At 66.1% G+C, this 24,670-nt stretch carries 24 protein-coding genes and 1 pseudogene; 11 read left to right on the top strand and 14 right to left on the bottom strand.

What is annotated here, in order from left to right; translation table 11 throughout:
• Positions 1 to 3: 3 nt before the first annotated feature.
• From BBJ41_RS39745 to BBJ41_RS29000, 4 genes are all read left to right on the top strand, one after another.
• Positions 4 to 1,020: a fimbrial protein gene (locus BBJ41_RS39745; protein ID WP_156814889.1), complete on the top strand. Its 1,017-nt coding sequence runs from the start codon at positions 4 to 6 to the stop codon at positions 1,018 to 1,020.
• A gap of 263 nt (positions 1,021 to 1,283) precedes the next feature.
• Entirely contained in the window at positions 1,284 to 1,916 is a 633-nt protein-coding gene (locus tag BBJ41_RS29010) for a LysE family translocator (RefSeq protein WP_069749626.1), read from the top strand.
• Positions 1,917 to 2,131: 215 nt separating this feature from the next.
• On the top strand, positions 2,132 to 2,473 hold the full coding sequence (locus tag BBJ41_RS29005; protein WP_069749625.1) for a type II toxin-antitoxin system RelE/ParE family toxin: 342 nt from the start codon (positions 2,132 to 2,134) through the stop codon (positions 2,471 to 2,473).
• Positions 2,460 to 2,747, top strand: a complete 288-nt coding sequence (locus tag BBJ41_RS29000) for a helix-turn-helix domain-containing protein (protein ID WP_069749624.1) — start codon at positions 2,460 to 2,462, stop codon at positions 2,745 to 2,747. Before BBJ41_RS29005 ends, BBJ41_RS29000 begins: the two co-directional genes overlap by 14 nt.
• A gap of 68 nt (positions 2,748 to 2,815) precedes the next feature.
• Here BBJ41_RS29000 and BBJ41_RS28995 read toward each other — a convergent pair whose 3' ends face one another.
• The 3 genes from BBJ41_RS28995 to BBJ41_RS28985 all read right to left on the bottom strand — a co-directional run bounded on the left by BBJ41_RS28995 (position 2,816) and on the right by BBJ41_RS28985 (position 4,996).
• Positions 2,816 to 3,505 (bottom strand): YebB family permuted papain-like enzyme, encoded by a 690-nt coding sequence (locus tag BBJ41_RS28995; RefSeq protein ID WP_069749623.1) that lies wholly within the window; start codon positions 3,503 to 3,505, stop codon positions 2,816 to 2,818.
• A 242-nt stretch (positions 3,506 to 3,747) separates the two neighbouring features.
• Positions 3,748 to 4,317 (bottom strand): hypothetical protein, encoded by a 570-nt coding sequence (locus BBJ41_RS28990; protein WP_069750418.1) that lies wholly within the window; start codon positions 4,315 to 4,317, stop codon positions 3,748 to 3,750.
• Positions 4,318 to 4,537: 220 nt separating this feature from the next.
• The gene (locus tag BBJ41_RS28985; RefSeq protein WP_006749370.1) at positions 4,538 to 4,996 is read right to left on the bottom strand and encodes an Lrp/AsnC family transcriptional regulator; all 459 of its coding nucleotides are present in this window, start codon (positions 4,994 to 4,996) and stop codon (positions 4,538 to 4,540) included.
• 125 nt (positions 4,997 to 5,121) lie between these two features.
• Between BBJ41_RS28985 and BBJ41_RS28980 the strand changes: the two genes are divergently transcribed.
• The 4 genes and pseudogenes from BBJ41_RS28980 to BBJ41_RS40725 form a co-directional block, all read left to right on the top strand.
• Positions 5,122 to 5,856 (top strand): AzlC family ABC transporter permease, encoded by a 735-nt coding sequence (locus tag BBJ41_RS28980; RefSeq protein ID WP_069749622.1) that lies wholly within the window; start codon positions 5,122 to 5,124, stop codon positions 5,854 to 5,856.
• Complete coding sequence (locus tag BBJ41_RS28975; protein WP_069749621.1) at positions 5,849 to 6,157, top strand: AzlD family protein; 309 nt, start codon at positions 5,849 to 5,851, stop codon at positions 6,155 to 6,157. The genes BBJ41_RS28980 and BBJ41_RS28975 overlap by 8 nt, the downstream gene beginning before the upstream one ends.
• Positions 6,158 to 6,337: 180 nt before the next feature.
• Positions 6,338 to 7,117 (top strand): 5'/3'-nucleotidase SurE, encoded by a 780-nt coding sequence (surE, locus tag BBJ41_RS28970; RefSeq protein ID WP_069749620.1) that lies wholly within the window; start codon positions 6,338 to 6,340, stop codon positions 7,115 to 7,117.
• Between the two features lie 43 nt (positions 7,118 to 7,160).
• Positions 7,161 to 7,298: pseudogene (locus tag BBJ41_RS40725) on the top strand (5'/3'-nucleotidase SurE); the annotation flags it as partial.
• Between the two features lie 102 nt (positions 7,299 to 7,400).
• On the opposite strand, the gene BBJ41_RS28965 reads toward BBJ41_RS40725, so the two are convergent.
• The 4 genes from BBJ41_RS28965 to BBJ41_RS28950 form a co-directional block, all read right to left on the bottom strand.
• A complete protein-coding gene (locus tag BBJ41_RS28965; protein WP_069749619.1) occupies positions 7,401 to 8,222 on the bottom strand; it encodes an SDR family NAD(P)-dependent oxidoreductase in 822 nt (273 codons plus the stop codon).
• A 129-nt stretch (positions 8,223 to 8,351) separates the two neighbouring features.
• Entirely contained in the window at positions 8,352 to 9,479 is a 1,128-nt protein-coding gene (locus BBJ41_RS28960) for a cysteine desulfurase family protein (RefSeq protein ID WP_069749618.1), read from the bottom strand.
• Between the two features lie 4 nt (positions 9,480 to 9,483).
• Positions 9,484 to 10,755, bottom strand: coding sequence for an MFS transporter (locus BBJ41_RS28955; RefSeq protein WP_156814939.1), 1,272 nt, complete (start codon positions 10,753 to 10,755; stop codon positions 9,484 to 9,486).
• Positions 10,756 to 10,768: 13 nt separating this feature from the next.
• Positions 10,769 to 11,509, bottom strand: a complete 741-nt coding sequence (locus BBJ41_RS28950; RefSeq protein WP_069749616.1) for an MBL fold metallo-hydrolase — start codon at positions 11,507 to 11,509, stop codon at positions 10,769 to 10,771.
• A gap of 72 nt (positions 11,510 to 11,581) precedes the next feature.
• Between BBJ41_RS28950 and BBJ41_RS28945 the strand changes: the two genes are divergently transcribed.
• Positions 11,582 to 12,259 carry a metalloregulator ArsR/SmtB family transcription factor gene (locus tag BBJ41_RS28945; protein WP_069750417.1) on the top strand — a complete coding sequence of 226 codons (678 nt, stop codon included), beginning with the start codon at positions 11,582 to 11,584 and terminating at the stop codon, positions 12,257 to 12,259.
• A 36-nt stretch (positions 12,260 to 12,295) separates the two neighbouring features.
• Here the strand turns inward: BBJ41_RS28945 and BBJ41_RS28940 are convergent, their stop codons facing one another.
• The 6 genes from BBJ41_RS28940 to BBJ41_RS28915 form a co-directional block, all read right to left on the bottom strand.
• The gene (locus tag BBJ41_RS28940) at positions 12,296 to 14,959 is read right to left on the bottom strand and encodes a GH92 family glycosyl hydrolase (protein WP_069749615.1); all 2,664 of its coding nucleotides are present in this window, start codon (positions 14,957 to 14,959) and stop codon (positions 12,296 to 12,298) included.
• Positions 14,960 to 15,073: 114 nt separating this feature from the next.
• Positions 15,074 to 17,536 (bottom strand): GH92 family glycosyl hydrolase, encoded by a 2,463-nt coding sequence (locus BBJ41_RS28935; RefSeq protein WP_069749614.1) that lies wholly within the window; start codon positions 17,534 to 17,536, stop codon positions 15,074 to 15,076.
• A 327-nt stretch (positions 17,537 to 17,863) separates the two neighbouring features.
• Positions 17,864 to 18,331: a cupin domain-containing protein gene (locus BBJ41_RS28930; protein ID WP_069749613.1), complete on the bottom strand. Its 468-nt coding sequence runs from the start codon at positions 18,329 to 18,331 to the stop codon at positions 17,864 to 17,866.
• A gap of 173 nt (positions 18,332 to 18,504) precedes the next feature.
• Positions 18,505 to 19,857 (bottom strand): pyridoxal phosphate-dependent decarboxylase family protein, encoded by a 1,353-nt coding sequence (locus BBJ41_RS28925; RefSeq protein ID WP_069749612.1) that lies wholly within the window; start codon positions 19,855 to 19,857, stop codon positions 18,505 to 18,507.
• Positions 19,858 to 19,877: 20 nt separating this feature from the next.
• Entirely contained in the window at positions 19,878 to 20,177 is a 300-nt protein-coding gene (locus tag BBJ41_RS28920) for an ArsR/SmtB family transcription factor (RefSeq protein WP_069749611.1), read from the bottom strand.
• A 232-nt stretch (positions 20,178 to 20,409) separates the two neighbouring features.
• A complete protein-coding gene (locus tag BBJ41_RS28915; RefSeq protein WP_069749610.1) occupies positions 20,410 to 21,297 on the bottom strand; it encodes a LysR family transcriptional regulator in 888 nt (295 codons plus the stop codon).
• A 125-nt stretch (positions 21,298 to 21,422) separates the two neighbouring features.
• Here BBJ41_RS28915 and BBJ41_RS28910 point away from each other — a divergent pair, with 125 nt between their 5' ends.
• Entirely contained in the window at positions 21,423 to 22,460 is a 1,038-nt protein-coding gene (locus BBJ41_RS28910; protein ID WP_069749609.1) for an aldo/keto reductase, read from the top strand.
• Positions 22,461 to 22,496: 36 nt separating this feature from the next.
• Here BBJ41_RS28910 and BBJ41_RS28905 read toward each other — a convergent pair whose 3' ends face one another.
• The gene (locus BBJ41_RS28905; RefSeq protein ID WP_069749608.1) at positions 22,497 to 24,161 is read right to left on the bottom strand and encodes an ABC transporter ATP-binding protein; all 1,665 of its coding nucleotides are present in this window, start codon (positions 24,159 to 24,161) and stop codon (positions 22,497 to 22,499) included.
• A 167-nt stretch (positions 24,162 to 24,328) separates the two neighbouring features.
• Here BBJ41_RS28905 and BBJ41_RS28900 point away from each other — a divergent pair, with 167 nt between their 5' ends.
• Complete coding sequence (locus BBJ41_RS28900) at positions 24,329 to 24,631, top strand: ArsR/SmtB family transcription factor (protein ID WP_069749607.1); 303 nt, start codon at positions 24,329 to 24,331, stop codon at positions 24,629 to 24,631.
• The last annotated feature ends 39 nt before the right edge of the window (positions 24,632 to 24,670 follow it).

The raw sequence follows: 24,670 nt of genomic DNA, 5'->3' as shown, positions 1-24,670 counted from the left end.
ATCATGATTAAAAATTACTGGAAATTATTTATTGCCGCGACTTCCCTACTCCCGAGCTTGGCTCATGCATTTGAACCGACATGCAAGCCAAGTCAGAATTACCCCGGATCCCAAGTTCCAGCCCCGTGGTACTTTGATGCCAGCAAGATACCACCGTTTGACCCCAACGTGGCTAATGGCGCCATCCTGGCTACTATTAAAATAAATTCCGATTCGGGTCCATATCATGCATCAGAATGCAACTTTTATACCTTCAGATACACTCGCTACATTGGATCTTATCCATATCTGGGCGCACGTGATTACCAAACACCAAAAGAAGGAGTTGGAATGAGGATTCGCCACGAAGGATTCGGAAATTATTTACCATATGAATCTCAACTTCCAAATGATCTTAACAAGATCGCAACATCCGGAGGCTTTAACGGAAATTTCTACACCTTTACGTTTATTTTTTTTAAAACTGGACCAATTACCGGAAGAGGTTCTCTGACAGGTGAATTTGCCAGACGAATCAATACCGTCTATAATTTTCCAATACAGAATTTCTTGTTCACCAAAGATATCGAGATCAAATCTCCGACGTGCTCCGCCGTAACCGGCACGCAAGCCGTGGACCTTGGGAAATATCCAACAAAACGATTCACGGGGATTGGCAGCACCTCTGATCTTAAGCCATTCAGCATCAATTTAAGCTGTTCGGGCGGTGATGAGAATGTACAGGCCAAGATATACATAACGCTGACCGACAATACAACGCAGACGAATACATCAAACACGCTATCGCTTGCGCCGGATTCGACTGCGAAAGGAATCGGCATCCAGGTATTCAAGGATTCGACACTGCTCGGTTACGGGCCCGACTCGTCAGCGCCGGGCAATACGAACCAGTGGTACGCCGGCTCGACGGGTAACGGCTTCTTCTCGATTCCATTGAGCGCGCGATTCATCCAGACGGCATCGACTGTAACGGCAGGCGCAGCCAAGGGGCGCATGACCTTCACGATCAGCTATCAATGACGCGCGACCGACACTGGAGACGGCCGGATGCAACAGAGGGTGCGCCCAAAACTCGGACGGCATGACGAATGAAAGTACCGCACATCGAAAGCCACGCCCGGCATCCCGAGCACGCATGCTGCTCTCGATACGTCAATGAGTTCTCCCGGCCCGTACCATTCATGTTGGGGGCGGGAGGCAGCAGCAGCGCAATCCTCGTTGACCGCCTGCGGCCGCGCTCCTAAACTGGCCTCCCTTTAGCCGTTCCGGCGCAAAGGCCCTCCATGATCGACCTCTCCACGCTCGCTCTTTTCTCCGGCGCATGTCTCGCGCTGACCGCCACGCCCGGCCCCGACATGCTGCTGATCGCGTCCCGCAGCGTGAGCCAGGGCCGGCGCGCGGGCTTCGCCACGCTCGCGGGGATTCAGGCCGGCACCTACTGTCATGCTCTCGCCGCCGCGCTCGGGCTGTCGCAGCTCTTTCTCGCGGTGCCGGTCGCCTATGACGTCGTGCGCTTCGCCGGCGCCGCCTATCTGCTGTATCTCGCGTGGAAGACCTTCCGTTCGAATGCGACCGCGCTGTCGCCCGTCGCGTCGCAGCGCCGGTACTCGAGCGCCGCGATCTTCCGTCAGGGCCTGATGACGAACCTGCTGAATCCGAAAATGGCGCTGTTCGTACTCGCACTGTTCCCGCAATTCGTCCGCCCCGAGCACGGCTCGATCGCCGTGCAGATTCTCGTGCTCGCGACGGTGCTCAACCTGATCGGGCTCGTCGTGAACGGTGCGGTGATCGTGTCGGCCAGCCGGTTGAGCCAGCGGATCGGCGCGCGCCGCCGCCCGTCGAAGCTGCCGCAGTATCTGCTCGGCACGGTATTCGTCGGGCTCGCGGCACGGCTCGCGGTGGCGGGGCGGAACTGATCACGCCGCCTCCCGCGACGCCCGGGCAGGCCTGATATCCATTCGGACAGCTTGGCGAAATCAGATCGCCAGCAAACAATGCGGCTCGACCATCCGCAGCGAGGCACCGAAGAAACGTCAGCACGTTTCCCCGGTGCTTCCGCGCATTCGACGAGCCGCCCTCACGACAGACACGACGGCGCTCCTTCTTGCAAGGAAATAACATATTTGTTACTATGCCAACCGTCGAATATGAAATCCGTTTTTTCAGTGAACGCGTCGAGGCTGACATTTTTGCGTTGCCGAAGACGCTCACCGCCAGGTTCTTCGCGCTCTCGGACCGAATGGAACGATATGGCCCGAATCTGGGCGAACCGCACACCAGGTCGATGGGCGACGGGTTGTATGAAATGCGCTTGAAGGGCCTGGAAGGTATCGCCCGTGTGTTTTACTGCGCGGTCGTCAATCGTCGGATTGTCATGCTTCACTGCTTCGTGAAGAAGACCCCGAAGACGCCGCCGAAAGAGCTGGAAACTGCGCGCCGCCGATTGAAGGAGATTCGAGATGGCAACCTATAGGGAATTGCGCGAACGCGCGCTAGCCGATCCGACGATACGCGCCGAATACGAGCGATTGAATCGCGAGGAATTCGCGCTGCTCGATACGATGCTTGCCGCCCGTCGGGCCGCCGGTCTTTCACAAGCCGATGTTGCGGAGCGCATGGGCACGAAGGCGCCAGCCATCACGCGGCTCGAGCGCGCGCTCGCGACGGGTCGGCACTCTCCGTCCATTGAAACGCTGCGCAAGTATGCTGCCGCTTGCGGAAAGAAACTCGTGATCTCTTTCGCCTGAGTCACACCGAACGAACGGACGGGCCACGCCCCCCGTTTCCGCTTTCTCGCCGCCTGCTCCACATCCGTTTATTCTCCGCCCGTGAATGCGCCGTAAGCGCAATCGCGCGTATCGACTACCACGCGCAATTCCCCGCTGCTCATCAGACTCGCCGGCGTCACCGTGCGGCGCTGCCACGGAATCCGGCCGAAATACCAGACCTTCCAGAAGCCAAGCGGATGATCGGGGTTCCGGCGCAGCAGCGTGTCGAAGGTTTCGACATCGCCGAGCACGATCCGCGTCGCATCGCGCACGACTTCACGCACGAAACGCGAACAGAACTGCCGGCGCGACGCGAGATTGAAACCCGTGTCGTAGACCACGCCGACCCGGCGCATCGCCGCGTCGACGAGCCGGCGCCGCTGCGCGGCGTCGAGCGGCTGCTTCAGGCGGGCGATCACGCACGCGCCGCGATCGGAGCGCGCGAGAAACCGCGACATCGTCGTGACACGCGACAGCGGAAACGTGCTTTCCGCCACCAACGGCTCGCCGCCGCGCCGGCCGACGACGATGCCGACATGATTCGTCCACGATCGCGTCGCGCTCGCCACTTCGAGAAACGGCCGCACCGTCACGCGGATGAACACGATGTCACCGATCTCCGGCTCGACCGGCAACGGCCTGTCATGCGTATCGGGAGAACCGGCGAGGAAAAGGTGCTGCCGGCCTGCGCCGGGCGAACGGATCATGAGCGGCTGGCAGCCGGTGTCGACGACCATACGGACCTCGCGCGAGTGAACATGGCGCGAGCATGTCAGCAGCGCCCGCGCCGCGCATCCGCCGCGTGCGCGAGGGCGTGAATCCGTGCCGCCGAGTGGCGGATTTCGATACCGGTGTGCGGTGTGCGGTGTGCGGTGTGCGGTGTGCGGTGTGCGGTGTGCGGTGTGCGGTGTGCGGTGTGCGGTGTGCGGTGTGCGGTGTGCGGTGTGCGGCGTGGCGCAACACCGCAACGCCCCGGCCGTCAACGCGTCGCGCCCAGCGCCACGCGCAGCCGCTCCATCAGTTGCGTGTAATGCCGCAGCACGTCGTCTCTCGGCACGACATTCGAGGTCGAGAAGCGCTCCGACCACGCCGGCTTCCACGTGTACGAACCATGCACGCTCCGGTCGCCATCGGGCGCCTGGATCAGCGAACGGATCCGCGCATCGCGGCCCGGGCCGGTGTGCATGTCGAACAGCGCGTGGATGTACGTGTGATACGCGTCGTACACGTCGTCGTCGAACAGGTAGCGGTAGATGTGGAACGTGCGGTCGAGTTCGCGCTTCGCGCGGATCACGTCATCCGGCGAAATGTCCTTCCAGTAGCCGATCCACGTGTAGAAGCACAGCAGCGCATTGAGCTGCGGCGCGACCGCGTCGTACAGCGCGAGCCGCTTCTCGATCAGTCGCTGGTTGGTCCACTGCACGAGTTCGAGCCGTTTCAGCCGGCGCGCGACGAGCCAGCCGAGGCCGGCCACCGACAACGGCGTCATCACGCCGAGCACGAGCTTGACGATTTCCAGCGAATTCCACGGACTGTTGAATGGCTGCATGAGTGGCCCGACAAGAAGAACCGCATCCGCAACCGCGCATGACCCGGCGCGCAGCGCCGTTTGCCCGATCGCGTCGACATTGACCGTTAGTTGCTTGCGCATCGAACGCCGCACGACAAGCCATGCGAGGCGTACGAAGCGGCATACCGCGCCAGTTTATCGGGCGATTGTCACCCGCCCGTGACCGTTCGTCGATGCATCGCCGCGCGCCCGCGCCGCACTAGGTCGGCAGTGCCGACGTGAGCTTGACCTTCTGCATCGGAATGTCGGTCTTCACGCTCAGCACGCCCGGAATGCGCGTGAGGGTTTCCATCTGGAAGCGCCGGTAGTCGTCGATGTCGGCCGCGACGACGCGCAGCAGGAAATCGCAATCGCCCGCCATCAGGTGGCATTCGACGACTTCCGGCATCTGCTGGACGGCATCGGCGAAACGGTTCACGGATTCCGCGTCCTGCCCCTTCAGCCACACCCGCGTGAAGATGGTCAGCCCCTTGCCGACCTTCGCGGGGTTCAGCACGGCCACGTATTTCTCGATCACGCCGGCTTCCTCGAGCAGCCGCACGCGCCGCAGGCACGGCGACGGCGACAGCCCGACCTCGTGCGCGAGCTCCACGTTCTGCATGCGGCCGTCGCGCTGGAGCGCGCTCAGGATCCGGCGGTCGATGGCGTCAAGTTTCATTTGGCATCCGATTCCAAAAAATTCGCAAATCGCGTGTTCAATGCCAAATTCTCCGAAAGTTATGGCCACAACGCAACCCGATTCGAGTCAAAAAAGCAGACAATCCTTCCCCCGAAGGAGGAGTAATGAGCAGTAGCGTTTCAACGTCGTCCGGGCTTCGCGACAAGCCCGCCTATGTCGCCGAGATGGGTCGCGGGTTGCGCGCGGCGCTGCCCGTCATGCTGGGTTTCGTGCCGTTCGCGCTCGTGCTGGGCGCGCAGGCCGCGCAGAAAGGGCTGAGCCTGTTCGAAGTGCCGATGATGACGGGCCTGAACTTCGGCGGCGGGTCCGAATTCGCGGCGATCCATCTGTGGACCTCGCCGCCGCACATCGCGCTGATCGTCGCGATGTCGTTTCTCGTGAATTCGCGCCATATCCTGATGGGCGCAGCGTTCGAGCCGTACATCCGGCGCTTGCCGCGCCGCCGCGCGTTCATCGCGCTGTTCTTCATGTGCGACGAGAGCTGGGCGATGTCGCTCGCCGATGCGCGCTCCCGCTCGGCCACACACATCAGCGTCCCCTATTACGCGGGCATCTGCATCGGGCTCTACCTGACGTGGATCTCGATGACCACGCTCGGCGCGGCAGTCGGCCCGACGATCGGCAACGTCGAGCAGTACGGCTTCGACATGGCGTTCACGGCGGTATTCCTCGTGCTGCTGCGCGGGATGTGGAAGGGCATGCGCGCGAGCCGCCCGTGGTTCGTGAGCCTCGTCGTCGCGGCGGCCACGCACCTGGCCGTGCCCGGCGCGTGGTACGTCGCAGCCGGCGCGTGTGCGGGGCTGATCGCCGCGCTGCTGTGGGAGCCGCGCGATGCCTGAGCTTCCGGATTTCAGCACGGTCGCGACGATCGTGCTGATGGCGTCGACGACCTACCTGTCGCGCATCCTCGGCTACGTGCTGCTGCGCAACCGCACGCTCAGCCCGCGCATGGCCTCGGTGATGGAGAACGTGCCCGGCTGCGTGCTGATCTCGGTGATCGCGCCGGCCTTCGTGTCGACGCGTCCAGCCGACCTGCTCGCGCTGGCGATCACGCTCGTCGCGGCGACGCGCCTGTCGATCCTGCCGACCGTGATCGTCGGCGTCGTGTCGGCGGGGCTGCTGCGGTATCTGCTCGGATAAGCGGTTCCGACCCGCCGCGTGTGCGGCACATCCATCGACGAACGGGCGCGCCATGCGCCCGTTTTTGCATCCACGCCGACGCGCGCGACACGACAGCGTCCGCATCGGGGTGCTAGCCTTGCGGCTGTACGCCACGATGCCTTCCCCCCGTCACCGCCCATCTCCACGAGGATCGCCCCGATGCAAGAAGCCCGCCCGCTGTTCGACCGTGTCCTGCTCACCAACGACGATGGATTCGACGCCCCCGGCCTTGAAGTACTCGAACAGGTCGCCGCGCAACTGGCGCGCGAAGTGTGGATCGTCGCACCGGCGGAGGACCAGAGCGGCACGTCGCATTCGCTGAGCCTGCACGAGCCGCTGCGCGTGCATCGCAAGGGCGAGCGCCGCTTCGCCGTGCGCGGCACGCCCGGCGACTGCGTCGCGATCGCGGTCAGCCATCTGATGAAGGACGCGCGGCCCGACGTCGTGCTGTCCGGCGTGAATCGCGGCGCGAACCTCGGCACCGAAACGGTGTTTTCCGGCACGGTCGGCGCCGCGATGACGAGCATGCTGGTCGGCGTGCCGGCCATCGCACTGAGCCAGGCGTTCACCGATCGCAACGCGGTGCCGTGGAACACGGCGCTCGCGCATGCGCCGGACGTCATTCGCCGGCTCGTCGCCGCCGGCTGGGACGACGACGCGTGCCTCAACGTGAATTTCCCTGCCCGCCCCGCGCAGGACGTGCGCGGGCTGAAGGTGACGAACCAGGGCGCCGGCACGCTGCAGGGCGTCGAGATCGTGTCGGGGCGCGACCCGCGCGAGATCGACTATCACTGGCTGAAGCTGGCCCGTGCGCCGCGCGAAGACGATCCGGATTCGGAAACGGTCGCGCTGGGCGAAGGGTATATCGCCGTCACGCCGCTGAAGTTCGAGCGTACGCACGACAACGCGCTTGCGCGGCTGCGGTCGAGCCTCGGCTGATCGGGTATTTCGGGAAGCGGCCCCGGCAGGTGTGCGCGTGATGCTGGCGCGCGCACCGTGTAATGACGAGGCCGATCCGGAGACGGTCCTACTCGGCGAAGGGTATATCGCCGTCACGCCGTTGAAGTTCGAGCGCACGCACGACAGCGCGCTCGCGCGGCTGCGGTCGAGCCTCGGCTGATCGGATATTCCGGCATGTGGCCCCGACGCGTGCGCGCGTGATGCTGGCGCGCAGCCGCCCGACTGCATCACCGCGCCTCTGCGCAACGCCCGCCGCCCCGCATCACGTCAGGTTCAATCCCCCGTCGAGCATCACGATCTCGCCCGTCACGTAATCGGACGCGACGAGCATCGCGACCGTCTGCGCGATGTCATCCGGCGTCGCCGCGCGGCGCATCGGCGCGCGTTCGCGCCAAAGTTGCTGCGCCTCGGTCCAGTCGGCGGTCAGCGGCGTATCGACCAAACCCGGCGCGACCGCATTGACGCGAATCGCCGGCGCGAGCGTGCGCGCCAGCAACCGCGTCGTGTGGTTGAGCGCGGCCTTCGCCGCCGCATACGGAATCGACGCGCCCTTCGGCCGCACGCCCGCATGCGAGCTGACGTTCACGACGCACCCGGCCCGCCCGCGCGACGCCGCTTCGAGCAGCGCGGGCTGCGCTTCGGCCACGAGCCGGAACGGCGCGATCACGTTGATCTCGTGCATCTCGCGCCACACGTCGGGCGTCGCCGCGGCGAGATCGTCGTGCGGAATCACGCGGCTGACGCCCGCGTTGTTGACGAGCACGTCGAGCCGCCCGTGCACGGCGAGCGCGTCGCGAATCAACCGCACGCGCTCGGCATCGTCGGCAAGATCGGCCTGTACGTAGGCCCCGCCCAGCTCACGCGCCATCGCACGACCTGCCTCGGCCGAGCGGCGGGAATGCAGGATCACCGCGTAGCCGTCCGCCGTCAGGCGGCGGGCGATGGCCGCGCCGATCCCCGACGTCGATCCGGTGACGAGCGCGACGGGCCGGTGCAGGCGCGACGCGCGCGGTTCGGCGACGGCTTCGGTTTCAGGTGTCGTTTCGGGAATCGGGGCAGACATTGGCGGGTGCGGCGCGTCCATATCGGGGAACCCTGTTGGTGATGTTCCCGCATCATAAGCGCGACGTCCGCTGACGCAAGCGTGACGACCGCCCTGGCCCGAGTCGCAGTGCCAAAGCCGAAGCGGCCGGGAGCGAGGCCCGCCGACCGCTCAGGTGTCGAGGGCGCGGACTTGATCCAGTTTTTCAATCACGGCTTCGATCTCTTCGGGTGTCGTTTCCCGACCAAGACTAAACCGGACGGCGCCCATTCCAGCATGTTCGGATACGCCCATTGCAGCAAGAACGGGCGAGAGCTCGACACGGCCGGAATGACAGGCAGAGCCGGTGGAAGCCGCGACCCCGTCGAGACGGTTCAACACGTCGGCCCCGACGAGCCCGACGAATGAAACGTTCAGCGTATTGGGAAGCAGGTGCTCAGGATCTCCGTTCAGCGCGACACGATCGCCAAAGCGGTCCGTCAACGCGTTCCACAATCGATCCCGCAAGACGCGCACGCGCGCCATCGGCGTCAGATCGTGCGCCAGCGCACTCGCTTCTCCCAGGCCTGCCGCCATGAGCGCGCTTTCGGTACCGGCCCGACGGCCGCCTTCGTGTCCGGCTCCATGGATCAGCGGCTCCAGCTCGACGCCGCGTCGCACATAAAGCGCACCGATCCCCTTGGGCGCATGGAACTTGTGTCCGGCGATCGACAGCAGGTCCGCCCCGAGCTCGTTGACGTCGACGGGTATCTTGCCGATCGATTGCGCAGCGTCCGTATGTAACCGGATACCGTGCGCGCGAGCAATCTCGCCAATTTCCGCAACGGGCTGGATCGTGCCCGTCTCGTTGTTGGCGTGCATGATCGTGATCAGCCGGGTACGGGGCGTAATCGCTCGTCGCACCGCATCGGGATCGACTCGCCCATGACTGTCCACCAGCAGGCGCGTGACCTGCGCACCCAGTCGCTCCAGAAAAGCCAGGGGCCGCAGGATGGCCGGATGCTCGGTGACCTGGGTAATGATGTGATCGCCCGCGGCACAAGTCGAAAAGAACGTGCCCTTGAGCGCCAGATTGTTGGCTTCGCTCCCGCCGCTCGTAAAGACAATCTCGTCGGGCTCTGCGCCGATCGATGCAGCCACCTGGCTTCGCGCGCGCTCCAGCGCAGCTTTGGACGCAATACCCGCCCAGTGTTTGCTGGACGGATTGCCGAATGCGCTCGTGAGGAGCGGGTGCATGGCTTGAACCACGCGCCGGTCGACCGGCGTGCTCGCGTTGTAGTCGAGGTAAATGTTTGCCATTTCATCAGTCCTTGTGCGAAGCGAGAGCCGCCGGAGCCGTGCTCGGGTGACGCTGCTGCATCATGAGTGCGACAACCAGGCCGGAGAGGAAGGTCAAAGCGGCGACCGCCAGGATCGCAGCGGCAAAGCCGAAGCGGTCGGCCAGGAGGCCGGCCGACAACGCGCCGATCGCATAGCCGAGATCGCGCCAGAACCGGTACACGCTCAGCGAGCGCGCGCGCCAGCCGGGCTCGGACGCATCCGACACCGCCGCAATCAGGCTCGGATAGACCATCGCGGTGCCGAGGCCGAGCAAAACGCTCGCGACGAGCCACCAGCTGAACTGCCCGGTGAGCGCGGTCAGCGCGAGCCCGGCCGCCTGCACCCACATTCCGGCGACGATCAGCCCCTTGCGCCCCCACCGATCGCTGAGCGGCCCCGTGACGATCTGGCAACTGCCCCACACGACCGGATAGACGGCTTTCAGGATTCCGATCCGCTCGATGCCGAGCCCGAGCGTCATGAAGAACAGCGGGAAGATGCCCCAGCTCATCCCGTCGTTGAGGTTGTTGATCATGCCGGCCTGAGAAGCCGCGAACAGGTTGCGGTCGCGAAACGACGTCAGCATGAAGACCTCGCGAAACGACAGCGCGGACGCGCCGCTCGCCTGGCCGCTTTCGAGCCGCACGAACTCGCGCGTGTCGCGCACGACGAGGATCGACAGCAGCAGGCCTGCAATCGCGTAGAACACGCCGAGATAGATCGGTGTCGGCCGCAGCCCGTAGCGGCTCGCGAGATAGCCGGTCGCGAACGCGGTCGCGCCCACCGCGAAATAGCCGGCGAATTCGTTCAGGCCGACCGCGAGGCCGCGACTCTTCGGGCCGACGAGGTCGACCTTCATGATCACCGTCATCGACCACGCGAACCCCTGGCTCAGCCCGAGCAGCACGTTCGCGGCGATCACCCATTCCCAGTTCGGCGCCGCGATGATCATGAACGGCACCGGCAAGCCGAGCAGCCAGCCGGCGATCAGTACGCGCTTGCGCCCCCACGTATCGGCAAGCTGGCCCGACACCAGGTTCGCGAACGCCTTGACCAGCCCGAAGCTGACGATGAACGACGTAATCAGCGCGGTCGATTCGAGATGAAACTGCTCGGCACCGATCAACGGCACGACCGTTCGCTCGATGCCGACCATCCCGCCGACGAACGCGTTGACCAGCACGAGCAGCGCGAATTGCCGCCAGTTCTCGCGCAGGCCGAGCACCACCGCACGCCCGCCGCGCGCTACCGCCATGCTCTCCATCGCATCAGCCTCCCGCCGCCTCGCGCCCCGCGTTGAGCGCGCGCAGTTGCGCGGCGGCCGGCGGGGCGGGCGGCACGTCGGTCAGCATGAAGCGAACGAACGCGCCTTCTTCGTCAATGCGCAGCGCCGCGTTGTAGCGCTTCTCGAAACCGACCGTCGATGCCGGTTTGCCGCTGAGCCCGCGTCCGCACACGGAACCCGAGAACGCGCCGGGCAGCACCTCGACGTGATCCGGCAGCGCGGCAAGACGCCGGAGGCTGCGGAACAGGTCGCGCGCGCCGGTTTCCGCGCTGACGGCCAACTCGGTGCGGCCGACGTCGCCGATCATCAGCGTATGGCCCGTCAGCACGAACCACGGTTCGTCGGCACGCGAGCGATCCGTCACCAGCAGGCTGATGTGCTCCGGTGTATGGCCCGGCGTATGCAGCACGTCGACGACGACGTTGCCGAGCGCGAGCCGATCGCCTTCCTCGACACCGGTAAACGGCACCGCGACGCCGGCCCGCGCGGACAGCACGTACGCCGCGCCGGCCGCATCGGCCAGCGCGCGGCCGGTCGACAGGTGGTCCGCATGCACATGCGTGTCGATCACGTACGCGATCTTCATGCCGGCCGCCTCGGCCGCACGCAGGTAGTCGCCGGGCGCGTCGACCGGGTCGACGACCGCGCCGGCCGCCTTGCTGCCGCAGCCGAACAGGTATGAAATGCCTCCCGTATCGGGATGAAGGAATTGTCTGAGGATCATCGGATTGCTCCCGTCCCGCGAATGCGGTAACATTCAATCAATTTGATGAATGATTGATCGATGGGAGGCGACTTGTCAAGCACGGGACCCAAGCAAGCGATCTATGCGAGCCTCGCCGAGGTTGCGCAGGCGATCGGCCACCCGAACCGGCTCGAACTGCTCGAGCACCTCGCGCAGCGCGAACGGTCGGTCGAGGAACTGACGACGCTGTCGGGGATGACGTTCGCGAACACGTCGCGGCACCTGCAGATCCTGCGGCGCGCGCGTCTCGTCGATACCGAGCGGCACGGCAAGCGCATCGTGTACCGGCTCGCCGGCGACAGCGAGGTCGTCGTGCTGATGAAGGCGCTCGGCCGCGTGGGCGAGCGCAATGTCGCCGAGGTCAACCAGGTGCTCGGCGATTACTTCCATGCGCGCGATGCGCTGGAGCCGGTGTCGCGCAACGAGCTGACCGCGCGGCTGGCCGACGGGATCGTCACGCTGCTGGACGTGCGTCCGCACGACGAATTCGCACTCGGGCACCTGCCGGGCGCGGTCAACATTCCGTTGAGCGACCTCGAAGAACGCCTCGGCGAACTGCCGGCCGGCACGGAAATCGTCGCGTATTGCCGCGGCCCTTACTGCGTGCTCGCGTTCGAGGCAGTTGCCGCCTTGCGCGCGCGCGGGTTCAAGGCAGCGCGGCTGGAAGACGGATTTCCGGAGTGGAAGGCGGCCGGCCTCGCGGTCGAGACCGACGCCGCCGCCGAGTGAAGGAACGCGGCCCGCATCGATGCGGGCCGCTTGCCGCTACTGGCCCGCCATCGCCAGCGAAGGCGCCAGCGCGCTGTTCGGGTCCTGCCCGTTCCACTGGGCGACCCACGCATCGTTCGGCGTCGGGCCCATCACGAAATCGAGCTTGCCGCCGGCCTTCATCTCGTCATAGGTGATGTACGGCCGATGCAGCGGCGTGCCGTTCAGGCTGACCGATTGAACGTAGCGATTGACCGACGACGGCGCGCCGCCGCTGGCCGTATGCGCGGTCACCCTGAAGCGCCGCGACGCGCCGAACTTCAACGCGCCACCGGCTCCGCCGCCCGATGCGACCGGGATGTCGATCGTCGCTTCCTCGAACAGCGGCGTGCCGAGGTAAAACACGCCGCCCACCGGATTGAGCGAATAGATGCCGAGCGCGGACAGCACGTACCACGCGGACAATTGCCCGCAATCGTCGTTGCCCGGAATCGCCGAATCGCGCACGCGCCTCGGGTCGTTCACCGCGGCCTTCAGGCTGTCGCCGCTCAACAATGCGCGATCGCCGGCCGTCAGCGTCAGCGAGTACATGTCGTCCATCACCGTGCGAACGCGGTCCTGCGTCTTCGACGGCATGCCCGCGACCGCATACAGGTACGGCAGGTGGTTCGCCGGCTCGTTGCCCGCGAAGAACTGGCCGCTGCGCCCGGTCAGGTCCGGAAAGCCCTGGTTGTTGAGGAAGGTCAGCGGGTTCGCCGGATCGAACGTGCGGTCGAGCTGCGCGATGAACTGGCTCTTGCCGCCCAGCAGCGCCACGAGGCCGGGGAAGTCGTGGAAGATGTTCCACGTATCGACCCACGAGTTCGATTCGGAGAAGTCGGTTTTCTCGGCCGCGCTCGGATCGAAACCGGGCACCCAGTTGCCCTGCGCGTCCTTCGGCTGCGCGAACTTCCAGCCGTTGTTCGACACCGGGTTGAACACGTTCCGGTAGTTCTGGCTGCGTTGCAGGTAAGGCCGGTAGTCGGCCGCGCTCTTGCCGGCCGCCTTGCCGACCGCCGCCGTCGCCCAGTCGTCGAACGAATAGTCCTGCGTCGTCGACACCGACGCGTTGTCGCCCGCGAACACGTAGCCGCTCTGACGATACTGGTCGAAGCCGTGCGCGCTCGCGCTTTGGGTCGTCGTCAACGCGGTCCAGATGTCGTCGATGCCCGCGCTCGTCAGATGCTTCAGATACGCATCCGCGATCAGCGGAATCGACGGGTGGCCGGCCATCGTGAAGGTTTCCGTTTGCGCGAGCGGCCACACCGGCAGCTCGCCCTTGCCGTTCTGCTTGAATTGCGTCAGCAGCGACTTGACCCAGCCGTCGACGCGCTCGGGCTGCACCAGCGTCATCAGCGGCGATTCGGCACGGAAGGTGTCCCACAGCGAGAACGTCGACGAATAGTCGAAGCCCGGATTCGCGTGCTTGCTCGTCGTCGGCGGCGAGCGCGTGCCGTCGTTGGTCGAATCGGTGCCGACGTAGCTGCCGTCCGCATTGTTGTAGACCGTCGGCGCGAGCATCGTGCGATACAGCGACGTGTAGAACATCGTCCGCTGGTCGGCGCTGCCGCCCTTGATGCGGACCCGGTCGAGCGCGGCGCTCCACACGCGCTCGGCCGCGCCGCGCACCTGGTCGAACGACTTCGCGCCGACTTCCGATGCGAGATTGGCCTGCGCATCCGCGATGCTCGACGGCGAAATGCCGACCTTCACCGTGACCGCGCCGCCGTCGTTGCCGTCGGCGAACGTCAGGTAGGCCTTGAAGCCGCTCGCGCTGAACGCGACGTTCTTCGTATCGAACGGCTTCGAGAAGCGCGCGACGAAATACGTCGGCTTGTTGTTCGCCCAGTTGTTCGTGATCTGCCAGCCGGCGATCGTCTGCGCATCGACGACCTGGATCTTGCCGCTCGCGGTCGATCCGCCGATCGGGTCGTCGATGCTCACGATCATGCTGCGCTTCTGCGCGGCCGCGCTCGGGAAATAGGTGTAACGATGCACGCCCGCATGCGAGGTGGCGGTCATCTCCGCGAGGATCTTCGCGCCTTTCACGTTCCACGGCGTGTTGCCGGTGCCTTGCGGCGACATCCGCACGCGGTAGTAGCCGGGGCTCGCGCTTTCGTCGTCGTGGCTGAACGACGCGTTGTAGGTGATCGACGAATCGGCGGCGACCTTCGCCAGCGTCGCCTTGTCGACCGGCGCGAGCGTCGGCATGAAGCGCACTTCGCCGCCCGAGCCGATGCCGGTGCCCGACAGGTGCGTATGCGTGAAGCCGGTGATGAACGGATCGTCGTACTGGTAGCCGGACGTGCGATCCCAGTTCCACGGCAGCGTGTGCGCGCCGCCGGCCGTGTCCGGCCCGAGCTGCACCATCCCGAACGGCACGGTCGCGCCCGGGTACACGTGGCCGTGGCCGCGTACGCCGCTGCTCCAGTCGGCATTGATGTCGAGATTCGCGGTGCCGATCATCGGATCGACGCTGCGCAGCACCGAATGCCTGCCGGCGCCGCCGTTTCCGCCCTGCTCGTCCTGATCGCCCTGATCGTTCTGGTCGCCTTGCGACGCGCCCGATCCGGCCGCGTTCGACAGTTGCGCCAGCATGCTCGCATCCGTCGACCCCTGATCGCCCCCGCAACCCGACAACACGGCAAGGCACCCGATACCCACCACATGACGCAGCTTCATCCGTTCGTCCCTCCCTCTCTGTGTCGATCCTGTTCGCAAGAACCGCTCGTTGAACTGCCTTCGTCTGCCACACGTGCCGAATGTGTATTCCCGTTCGCGACTGACGGCGCCGACTCAAGGCGCGCTCGCCGCCTGCGGGAACGACGGCATCGCGGACGCATCGGCGCCCCACGTCGCCGCTGCCGCGTCCGCCGTCATCGCGTATGACAGCGTGCCGCCCTTCGCGATCTTCTCCAGCGGCAGCCAGGCGGCCGGCCACGACGCGCCGTTCAGTCGCAGCGACTTCACGTAGAACGACGCGGTATCGGCAGCGCCCGCGCCGGGCGCCGCGATCCGCAGCAGGCGGTAGCTGCCGTCCATCTGCCCGACGCGCACGTCGATCTTCTCGAACTGCGGGCTCGATACCGCGAGCCCGCTCACGCCCGGCACGACCGGATAGAGGCCGAGCGAAGCCCACACGTACCAGCCCGAGATCGCGCCGAGATCGTCGTTGCCCGGCAAGCCGGCCGCGTCGGCGCCGAACGCGTTCGCGAGCGACGCGTGCAGCACGCGCTGCGTGTGCGACGGCGCACCGGCCCACGCGTAGACCCACGGCACGGCCATCGTCACTTCGTTGCCGACGTAGAAATACGGCTGCACGGTGCCGATGTTCAGGTGCGTGAAGAACGTGTCGAGCCGGTCGACGACCGACGCGGCGCCGCCGGCCTGCGCGACCACGCCGCCGAGATCGTGCGGCACGTACCACGTGTACTGCTCCGAGTTGCCTTCCATGAAGCCGGTGCCGTCGGTGACCCACGCGCCGGCCGACGTCTTCGGCTGAATCGCGTTCTTGTCGAACAGGTTCCGCCAGTTGCCGCTCGACTTCAGCAGCGTGCCGGCCGTCGCCGAATCGCCGAGCGCGGTTGCAAAGCGCGACACTGCGAAATCGCGCACCGCGTATTCGAGCGTGTTCGACGCGGTCTGGTTGTCGCCCGAGCCCGACGACGGCACGTAGCCGAGCCGGTCGTAATCCGCGCGGCTGCCCATCACCGGCGTGCCGGCGCACGCGGCGCCCGGCGCGGTGCTGCGCTTCATGATCGACAGCGCGCGCTGCGTGTCGAAATTCGTCGCGCCGAACGCGTACGCGTTGGCCGCGATGATCGAGCCCGCGTCGCCGGGCATCACGGCCGTCTCCGTATTGAAATAGGCCCAGCGCGGGAAGGCGCCGCACGCGGCCGCGTCGAGCACGAGCGACTGCACGATGTCGCTGGTGCGCACCGGATCGAGCAGCGCCTGCAACTGGATGAACGAGCGGTCGATGTCCCAGCCGGAGAAGTTCGCGTACATCGTGCGGCCCTTCTCGACCTGGCGCACCGGCGCAGACGATGCGCCGTTCGACGCATAGAAGTCCGGATACTGGCCGTTCGCATCGTTGAACACGTTCGGGTGCAGCGACGCGTGATACAGCGCGGTGTAGAACTTCGTCTTGTCGGCATCGCTGCCGCCCTTCACCTGGATCGCGTTCAGGCGCGCGTTCCATGCGGCGCTGGCCGCATTGCGCACCTTGTCGAAATGCCAGCCCGCACGGCCGTGCGCGTCGGCGCCCGGGTTTTCCGCGTCGAGGTTCGCCTTCGCATTCGCCTCGCTGACGAACGAGATGCCGAGCTTCATCATCACGGCCGGGTGCTGCCTGTCGACCGCGAACGTCACCGCGAGCGGGCTGTTGGCGGCGAGCGACGGCTTCGCCGCGAACGGCTCGCTGAACTCCGCGTAGTAGTAGAGCGGCACCGCGTGCCCGGCCCAGCAGAAGCCGCTGCCCGCGATCGTGCCGGACAGCGCGCGATCGCCGACCTGCTTCACCGTATCCGCGGTCGAGGCCTGCGAGCGGTTGTTCTGCACGGTCGGATCGATCGCGATGGTGGCCTGCTGGCCTTGCGCGAGCGCCGGATACGTGAAGCGCGCGAAGCCGGTGCGCAGCGTCGTCGTCAGCTCGGCCTTGATGCCGTTGCCGAGCGTGACGCCGTAGTAGCCGGCCTGCACGGTTTCGTTGGCATGGCTGAAGGTCGCCGGCGTGCCGGCGTCGCCGGGCGCGAGCTGCGGCATCACGTTCAGGTAGCCGCCGTTCGCCCAGCAGCCGGTGCCGCTCAGGTGCAGCACGCTGAACGCATTGATCGACGTATCGCCGTACCAGTAGCCGCCGGAGAAACCGGAGCCGTCGCCCTTGCGCGAATCGTATTGGGCCGTGGGCGTCATCGGGCTCCACTGCATCATCCCGAACGGCACCGTCGGCCCCGGGAACGTGCCGCCGCCCAACCCCGAGCCGACCGGGTCGGCCGGCTGGTCGGTCGCGTAGTCGGTGCCGATCAGCGGATTGACGTACTGGACGACGCGAATGTCGTGGTTCTTCTTCGGTGCGCCGTTTTCGTTGCCGTTGCTGTTGTCGTTGCCGCCGCCGTTGCCGTCTTCATTGCCCTGCGCGTGCGCGGCGGCCGACAGGTTGACCGCCGCTGCCGACGGCGAATCGCCATCGCCTCCACATGACGTCACGGCAACGCACAGCGCCAGCAGCGCCGTTCCCAGCCCCCAGTTCCTCGTCATCGCCTGTCTCCGGATCGTTCTTGAATCAAGCCATTGTTTCGAATTACTGATCGTTTAATCGGGAATCTTCTTGTGACTTGTCGTCCGCCCGGCCAATCGGTCGAAAATCCCGGTGCGGGTATTTATTTCCGCGCTCGGGTGGCTCAAAAAAAGACGCGCCGGCATGTCGAAATACCGGCGCCAGGAACGGACAATGGGCACAAGCGTGCCCAAATAAACGCGATTTCTCTACCCCGTATTTTTACGAATTTTTATTTTGTTTATCTAAACACGAGGTTATTGATTCTGATTTTATGCGGAATTTGGCATCGCGAATGCGATTGGCAATCAAGGTTGTTTCGGCAGATCGACATAGTCCTCGAGCTGGCCGGCGATATACAACCGTTTGCCGATTCTCGGGTATTCGCACACGTCGTGCTCGAGACGCTGGCCCATGACGATCAGTTCGAGCGGCGCGTCGCCGGTGTTCTGCAGCGTGTGCGCTTCGCCGCCGCGCGGGAAGCCGATGAAATCGCCGGGCCCGACGTCGTGCGGGCGTTCGCCGATCGTGACGGTGCCCGTGCCGGACAGCACGTACACGCATTCTTCTTCATACAGGTGCCGGTGATACTCCGCCGATTCGTGGCCGGGCATCAGCGTGAGCAAATGGACGCCGAACTGCGTCAGGCCGGTCAGGTCGCTGAGCTGTCTTTTGAGGCGAACGGCATTGGGATTCAGCGAATGCACGGCGCGCGCGGGTTCCATCTTCGCGATATCGGCGGCCTTCAGCAGTTCCCGGGGAGGGGTGGTCGACATGGGGGCTCTCGTTGGCGTGACTGCATCGGTTTGTACGAGCCGCCCGAAACGGGAAACGCGCTGCCGGGCGACGCGGCGCATCTGCGCGCACGCGTCGGTATTGTCCGGCATTTCCGTTCACGCCGCGACCCGGCATCCGCTCCACTTTCAGCGCTGCCGGGCCGCTCCGCCGTTCAGCGCGTGTGTACGCCGCGCAGCTTCGTCAGCAATGCAACGAGACGATCGATGTGCGTGTCTTCCGTGCGCCACGACGACACGCTGATCCGGAACGCCGGCCGCCCCTGCCACACGGTCGCGCCGAACCATACGTCGCCCGAATCCTGCGCGGCCGTGAGGATCGCGGCGGTTTCGTCGTCGGTGCCGGCGCGCACCAGCACCTGGTTCAGCACGACGCGGTTCAGCACGTCGTAGCCGGCTGCGCGCAGGCCGTCCGCGACACGCGCCGCCTGCGCGCAATGCCGCTCGATCATCGTGGCCAGCCCCGCGCGACCGAGCGAGCGCAGCGCCGCCCACACGGGAATGCCGCGCGCCCGCCGCGAGAATTCGAGGTTCAGGTTCTTCTGCGCGTCCTGCGCGCCGCTCAGGTAGACGGCGTCGCTGTTCATCGCGGTCGCGAGCGCGGCCGCGTCGCGGCAGATCACCATCGCGCCGTCGTACGGCGTGTTGAGCCACTTGTGGCCGTCGGTCGTCCAGCTGTCGGCGCCGTCGACGCCGTCCGTCAGCGCGCGCTTCGACGATGCGCGCGCCCACAGGCCGAACGCGCCGTCCACGTGCACCCATGCGCCGGCCGCCTTCGCGCGCGGAACCAGCGCCGCGAACGGATCGAATTCGCCGGTGTTCACTTCGCCGGCCTGCACGCAGAGGATCGTCATGTCGTCGAGCGGCGGCAGTTGCGCCGGGTCGATGCGGCCGTGCTCGTCCACGGGCGCGACGGCGATGCGCTTCATCCCGAAGCCGAGCACGCGCAGCGCCTTCTTCACCGTGATGTGCGCGAGCTCGGAGATCACGACCTTCACTTCGGGCGCACCGATCAGGCCGTCCTCGTCGATGTTCCAGCCCTTGCGCGCGAGCAGCGCACGCCGCGCGGCCACCAGCGCGACGAGCGTGCACGCGGTCGCGCTCGTACCGAAACCGACTGCGCTGCCTTCGGGCAGCGCGAGTGCGTCGACGACCCAGCGCGCGGCCTGGCGTTCCAGCGTCGCGGCGACCGGCGAATTCGCGTAGGACGATGCGCACTGGTCCCACGCGAGCATCAGCCGCTCGGCCGCCGCCGCGGCCGGCAGCGTCGCGCCGATCACGAAGCCGAAGTAGTTCGGGCCGTTCGACGCGACGGTCGCGGGCGTGCCCCGCTCGTCGAGCAGGCGCAGCACATCGTCGGCCGGGCGGCCCGCATCGGGCAAAGATTCGTCGAACGCGGCGAGGCCGGCCAGCGCAGCTGCGTCGGGGAACGCGCGCCGTTCGTTCGTCGATGCGAGATACGCGTGCGCGCGCCGGTCGGCGTCGGCCAGCAATTCGAGTTCGTCCATGTCGGTTGCCTCGGTGAGCGTCAGAGTTGCGTAAGCGCGCGGCCTAGCTGCTGCAACGCGCCGTCGATCCGTTTGTAGTACGTGAACTTGCCGACACGGGTCGCCTGCACGAGCCCCGCATCCGCGAGGATGCGCATGTGGCGCGTGGTCGTGGCCGGCGCGATGCCGAGCTTCTCGGTGATGTACGTGCAGCACACGCCGAGCTCGTCGAAATCGCCGTGCGGCTGCGGCGGGAAATGCTTGCGCGGCTGCTTGAGCCAGCGCATCACGGCCAGGCGGCTTTCGTTGGCCAGTGCGCTGATGCGGGTAACGTCGTCCATGTGGTCGGTGTGGTCGGTGTGCTTCGTTTAACGTTTCGAATATTAGCTAAATGACGAAACGTGAGCAAGCCGGTCGAACACAGTTTCACGCGGTCAGGTCGTTCGCCGGATACCGATGGTTGTTGTCATGCAGGATTCGACGTTGCGGCGTCGGCAAGCACGATGCCGTCCCGTCGAAACCGGGCGATCGGGCTGCGACTCCGTCGTCATCCGTGCGAGGTTCGGCGCACACTCAGGCGCCTGCGAGCGCCTGCGCCAGCCGATCGATCAGCGCACGCACGCGCCGCGGCTGCGCGGCGCTGCCCGGGTAGACGATCTGCAGATCGACGTCGCCCGGCGAATACGCGCGCAGCACCTCGACGAGCGCGCCGGACGCCAGATCCTGTTCGACGTCGACCAGCGACTTGAGCGCAACGCCGTGCCCTGCGATGCACCACGCGCGCACGAGCGCACCGTCGTTGGCGACGCGCCGGCCACGCACCATCACGCGCTTCGATTCGCCGTCGATGCTGAACGGCCATTCCGCATACAGGTCGAGGCCGAAGCGCATCACGATGCAGTCGTGCGCCGCAAGATCGTCAGGATGCCGTGGCGTGCCGTGCGCGGCCAGATACGCAGGCGACGCGCACACCACGCGCCGTGCACGGCCGAGCGAACGGCTGCGCAGCGAACTGTCGGCGAGCGTGCCGCGACGGATCGCGAAATCGAGCCCCTGCCCGACGAGATCGACGTAACCATCGCCGAGATGCAGGTCGACCGTGACGCCCGGATGCTCGGCCAGGAACGCGTCGACGACGGGCACGACACGCTCGCGCCCGAGATCGGCCGGCGCGCTCAGGCGCACGGGCCCCGACAGCGTCTGCACGCCGAGCCGCACACGGCTTTCGAGTTCGTCGGCCTCGGCCAGCAGGCGCCGCGCGCCCGCGACGAGCGTGCGGCCTTCGTCCGTCAGGCTGATCGCGCGGGTCGTGCGCGTGAGCAGCGCCGCGCCGTAGTGACGCTCGAGCGCCGTCAGCCGCTCGGACACCGTGGCCGGCGACAGGCCGACCTCGCGGCCCGCCGCGGCCAGCCCGCCCTTCTCCACGATGCACAGGAACAGTTCGAGGTTGTCGAGCAGCATTGTTCGCCTCTTCCGAAGGATATTTTCGTTATCTTCAGGATTATCAGGAAAAGCCGCAAACGGTACATTGGCTGCCTGGCGACCGGCATGCGGTTGCCCCGCTCATACGACGAGAGGACATGCACATGGAATACCGTACGCTCGGCCGATCCGGCCTCAAGGTTCCCGTTCTGAGCTTCGGCGCAGGCACCTTCGGCGGCACCGGCCCGCTGTTCAGCGCATGGGGCAACACGGGCGTCGCCGAGGCGCGCCGCCTCGTCGACATCTGCCTCGAAGCCGGCGTCAACCTGTTCGACACGGCCGACGTGTATTCGGACGGCGAATCCGAACGTGTGCTCGGCGCGGCGATCAAGGGGCGTCGCGACCAGGTGCTGATCTCGACGAAGACCGGCTTGCCGACCGGCGACGGCCCAAACGACGCGGGCACGTCGCGCGCGCGGCTCGTGCGCGCCGTCGACGCCGCGCTGCGCCGCCTCGACACCGACTACATCGACCTGCTGCAACTGCACGCGTTCGACGCGAGCACGCCGGTCGAGGAGGTGATGTCGACGCTCGACGATCTCGTGCGCGCGGGCAAGCTGCGCTATATCGGCGTATCGAACTTCGCCGGCTGGCAGATCATGAAATCGCTCGCGGCGGCGGACCGGCACGGCTGGTCGCGCTACGTGGCGAACCAGGTCTACTACTCGCTCGTCGGCCGCGACTACGAGTGGGACCTGATGCCGCTCGGCGCCGATCAAGGGCTCGGCGCGCTCGTGTGGAGCCCGCTTGGCTGGGGCCGGCTCACCGGCAAGATCCGGCGCAACGCGCCGCTGCCCGAAGGCAGCCGCCTGCATGAAACGGCCAGCTACGGGCCGCCCGTCGACGACACGCGCCTGTACGACGTGGTCGATGCACTCGACGCGATCGCGGAGGAAACCGGCAAAACCGTGCCGCAGATCGCGCTGAACTGGCTGCTGCAGCGGCCGACCGTATCGTCGGTGATCATCGGCGCGCGCAACGAGGAACAGTTGCGCCAGAACCTCGGCGCGGCCGGCTGGTCGCTGACCGATGCGCAGGTCGCGAAGCTCGACGCGGCGAGCGCGGTGGAGGCGCCTTATCCGTACTTCCCGTACTACCGACAACCGGCGTTCGCGCGACTCAATCCGCCGATGCCCGGATAAGCGCCAGCGGCCGACCGGCGACGCGGCTGTGGCGCACTACACGGCCACACCCGCCTCGCCGAGCCGCACGACCTTGTCGGTCGCGCCGATGACCGAGCGCCGGTGCGTGATCGCGATCACGGTGACGTCGCGGGCCAGCAGCCGCACGTGCTCCATGATGTCGCGCTCCGTGGCTTCGTCGAGCGCGGAACTCGCCTCGTCGAGAAACAGCACGGTCGGATTGCCGTACAGCGCGCGGGCGATCGCGATGCGCTGGCGCTCGCCGCCCGACAGCTTCAGCCCGCGCTCGCCCACCGTCGTGCGAAAGCCGTCCGGCAGACCGTCGATGAACGGCAGGATCGTGGCCTTCGCGGCTGCCTCGCGCAAGCGCTGCGCGTCGCGCGGCCGGCCGAGCAGGATGTTGTCTTCCAGGCTCTCGTTCAGCAGCACGACGTCCTGCGGCACGACGGCGACCGCGCCGTACCAGTCGGCGCGGTCGATGTCGGCGAGATCGACGCCGTCGACGAGAATGCGCCCGCGGGTCGGCTCGATCGATTTCAGCGCCAGCTTGAACACCGTGGATTTCCCCGCGCCCGTTTCGCCGACGACGAACGTGATCGCGCCGCGCGTGGCGACGAAATCGACGTCACTCACGCCGCGCCCGTTGCCGTACGCATAACCGACGCGATCGAACACCACGCGCCCTTCGCGCGGCACGAACGCCGACGCATGCGACACCTGCCGCTCCTCGGGCGCCGTCCACATCGCCGCGAACGGCGCGAGCGCCGCGCGGGAGCGCACGCTCTCGTCGATGGAGCGCGCGAGCATTTCGAACGGCAGATTCAGCTGCAACAGCAGCGTGTTGAACAGCACGATATCGCCGATCGACAGCGCGCCGGCCGCGTGGCGCGGCAGGAGCAGCCAGAACGTCACGGAAAACTGGATCGCAAGACCGAAGCCCAGCAGCGCAAGAAAGCCGACGTGTTGCATCACGTACGCGCGCCAGTTGTCGCGCTCGGCGCGCGCCTTCTCCGAGAAACGCTCGCTCATCCAGCGGTGGCTGCCGAAATGCCGGAGCGTTTCCATCGCGCTGATCGCGCCGCCGACGAACCGCGCATTCTCCTGCCCGGCCTCGATCGCGCGGTCGAGGAACGCCCGCGAGCGCCGCGCGGACACGATCGCGATCGTCACCGCGATCGCGCCGTATGCGGCGGTGATGGCCATCACTTCCAGATTGATCAGCGCGCCGAGCGTGACGAGCGTCAGCACGATCTGCAGCGTGCCGGGGATCAGGTCCATCAGCGCGAGCTGCACGAGTACCGACAGCGCACGGCTGCCGCGCGCGTTCGCGTTCTGGATTTCCGCCGGATTGTGCTCGACGAAGAAGGCCGTGGTCTTCTTCAGGATGCGCTCGAAAAAACGCGTGCTGGTGATGAACCCTAGGTTCTCGGCACTCATGAAGGACAGGTACTGCACCATGCGTTGCAGCGCGCTGGACAGGCCCAGTAGCACCGCATAGAGCACGAAGCCCGGAATCAGCGCGTGGAGTGCGCCGCGATGCGACAGCGCGTCGATCAGGCGCGAGAACAGGTAAGGCGCGGCGACGGCGCTCGTGCTCGCCAGGACGACGACCGCCACGACCGTCAGCAACATCCAGCGATCGGCCTTCCAGTAGGCTCGCAGCACCTCGGTCAGAGGATTCGGCGCGTGGTGTTCGTTCATGACGCGAAAAACCGGGTGCGGCCCGGATGGCGACAGGCGGCCGAAAAGTCTAACAGACCGAAAGGAACACCGCGGCGGCGTGCAGCCGGCATGGCGATGGCGGTACGCGGCCCCTGGCGGCGGACTCCCGCATTGACATATCGGTAATTCTCGATATACTGCGCGCCATGGAATTGCTCGACGTATTCAAAGCCCTCTCGAACCGGACACGCCTTGAAATCCTGCAAGGCTTGAAGGATCCCGTGAAGAACTTCCCGCCGCAGGATGAAGGGGACGTGCTCACGGTGGGCGTCTGCGTCAGCAGCATTCAGGAGGGCGTCGGCCTGTCGCAGTCGACGGTGTCCGACTATCTGGCCACCCTGCAACGCGCAGGCCTGGTCGAAGTCAGGCGCATCGGCCAATGGACCTACTACAAGCGAAACGAAGCAACCATCAGCGCCCTTGCCAAGCGCATCGGGAAAGAGCTGTAATTTTTTGTCCCATGATATCGATAATTCCCGATATCCCTT

This window comes from Burkholderia stabilis (genome assembly GCF_001742165.1).
GTDB lineage: Bacteria > Pseudomonadota > Gammaproteobacteria > Burkholderiales > Burkholderiaceae > Burkholderia > Burkholderia stabilis.
This window is presented reverse-complemented; position numbering and strand designations above follow the sequence as displayed.

Excerpts from the sequence above, each read along its gene's own strand:
- BBJ41_RS39745 (WP_156814889.1), top strand. The coding sequence starts at position 4 with ATGATTAAAAATTACTGGAAATTATTTATTGCCGCGACTTCCCTACTC.
- BBJ41_RS28980 (WP_069749622.1), top strand. The coding sequence starts at position 5,122 with ATGAGCAGTAGCGTTTCAACGTCGTCCGGGCTTCGCGACAAGCCCGCC.
- BBJ41_RS29005 (WP_069749625.1), top strand. The coding sequence starts at position 2,132 with ATGCCAACCGTCGAATATGAAATCCGTTTTTTCAGTGAACGCGTCGAG.
- BBJ41_RS28915 (WP_069749610.1), bottom strand. The coding sequence starts at position 21,297 with ATGCTGCTCGACAACCTCGAACTGTTCCTGTGCATCGTGGAGAAGGGC.
- BBJ41_RS28935 (WP_069749614.1), bottom strand. The coding sequence starts at position 17,536 with ATGACGAGGAACTGGGGGCTGGGAACGGCGCTGCTGGCGCTGTGCGTT.
- BBJ41_RS28960 (WP_069749618.1), bottom strand. The coding sequence starts at position 9,479 with ATGGCAAACATTTACCTCGACTACAACGCGAGCACGCCGGTCGACCGG.
- BBJ41_RS28900 (WP_069749607.1), top strand. The coding sequence starts at position 24,329 with ATGGAATTGCTCGACGTATTCAAAGCCCTCTCGAACCGGACACGCCTT.
- BBJ41_RS28910 (WP_069749609.1), top strand. The coding sequence starts at position 21,423 with ATGGAATACCGTACGCTCGGCCGATCCGGCCTCAAGGTTCCCGTTCTG.
- BBJ41_RS28950 (WP_069749616.1), bottom strand. The coding sequence starts at position 11,509 with ATGATCCTCAGACAATTCCTTCATCCCGATACGGGAGGCATTTCATAC.
- BBJ41_RS28920 (WP_069749611.1), bottom strand. The coding sequence starts at position 20,177 with ATGGACGACGTTACCCGCATCAGCGCACTGGCCAACGAAAGCCGCCTG.
- BBJ41_RS28930 (WP_069749613.1), bottom strand. The coding sequence starts at position 18,331 with ATGTCGACCACCCCTCCCCGGGAACTGCTGAAGGCCGCCGATATCGCG.
- BBJ41_RS28990 (WP_069750418.1), bottom strand. The coding sequence starts at position 4,317 with ATGCAGCCATTCAACAGTCCGTGGAATTCGCTGGAAATCGTCAAGCTC.
- BBJ41_RS28925 (WP_069749612.1), bottom strand. The coding sequence starts at position 19,857 with ATGGACGAACTCGAATTGCTGGCCGACGCCGACCGGCGCGCGCACGCG.
- BBJ41_RS28905 (WP_069749608.1), bottom strand. The coding sequence starts at position 24,161 with ATGAACGAACACCACGCGCCGAATCCTCTGACCGAGGTGCTGCGAGCC.
- BBJ41_RS29000 (WP_069749624.1), top strand. The coding sequence starts at position 2,460 with ATGGCAACCTATAGGGAATTGCGCGAACGCGCGCTAGCCGATCCGACG.
- BBJ41_RS28965 (WP_069749619.1), bottom strand. The coding sequence starts at position 8,222 with ATGGACGCGCCGCACCCGCCAATGTCTGCCCCGATTCCCGAAACGACA.
- BBJ41_RS28995 (WP_069749623.1), bottom strand. The coding sequence starts at position 3,505 with ATGGTCGTCGACACCGGCTGCCAGCCGCTCATGATCCGTTCGCCCGGC.
- BBJ41_RS29010 (WP_069749626.1), top strand. The coding sequence starts at position 1,284 with ATGATCGACCTCTCCACGCTCGCTCTTTTCTCCGGCGCATGTCTCGCG.
- BBJ41_RS28985 (WP_006749370.1), bottom strand. The coding sequence starts at position 4,996 with ATGAAACTTGACGCCATCGACCGCCGGATCCTGAGCGCGCTCCAGCGC.
- BBJ41_RS28955 (WP_156814939.1), bottom strand. The coding sequence starts at position 10,755 with ATGGCGGTAGCGCGCGGCGGGCGTGCGGTGGTGCTCGGCCTGCGCGAG.
- surE (WP_069749620.1), top strand. The coding sequence starts at position 6,338 with ATGCAAGAAGCCCGCCCGCTGTTCGACCGTGTCCTGCTCACCAACGAC.
- BBJ41_RS28940 (WP_069749615.1), bottom strand. The coding sequence starts at position 14,959 with ATGAAGCTGCGTCATGTGGTGGGTATCGGGTGCCTTGCCGTGTTGTCG.
- BBJ41_RS28975 (WP_069749621.1), top strand. The coding sequence starts at position 5,849 with ATGCCTGAGCTTCCGGATTTCAGCACGGTCGCGACGATCGTGCTGATG.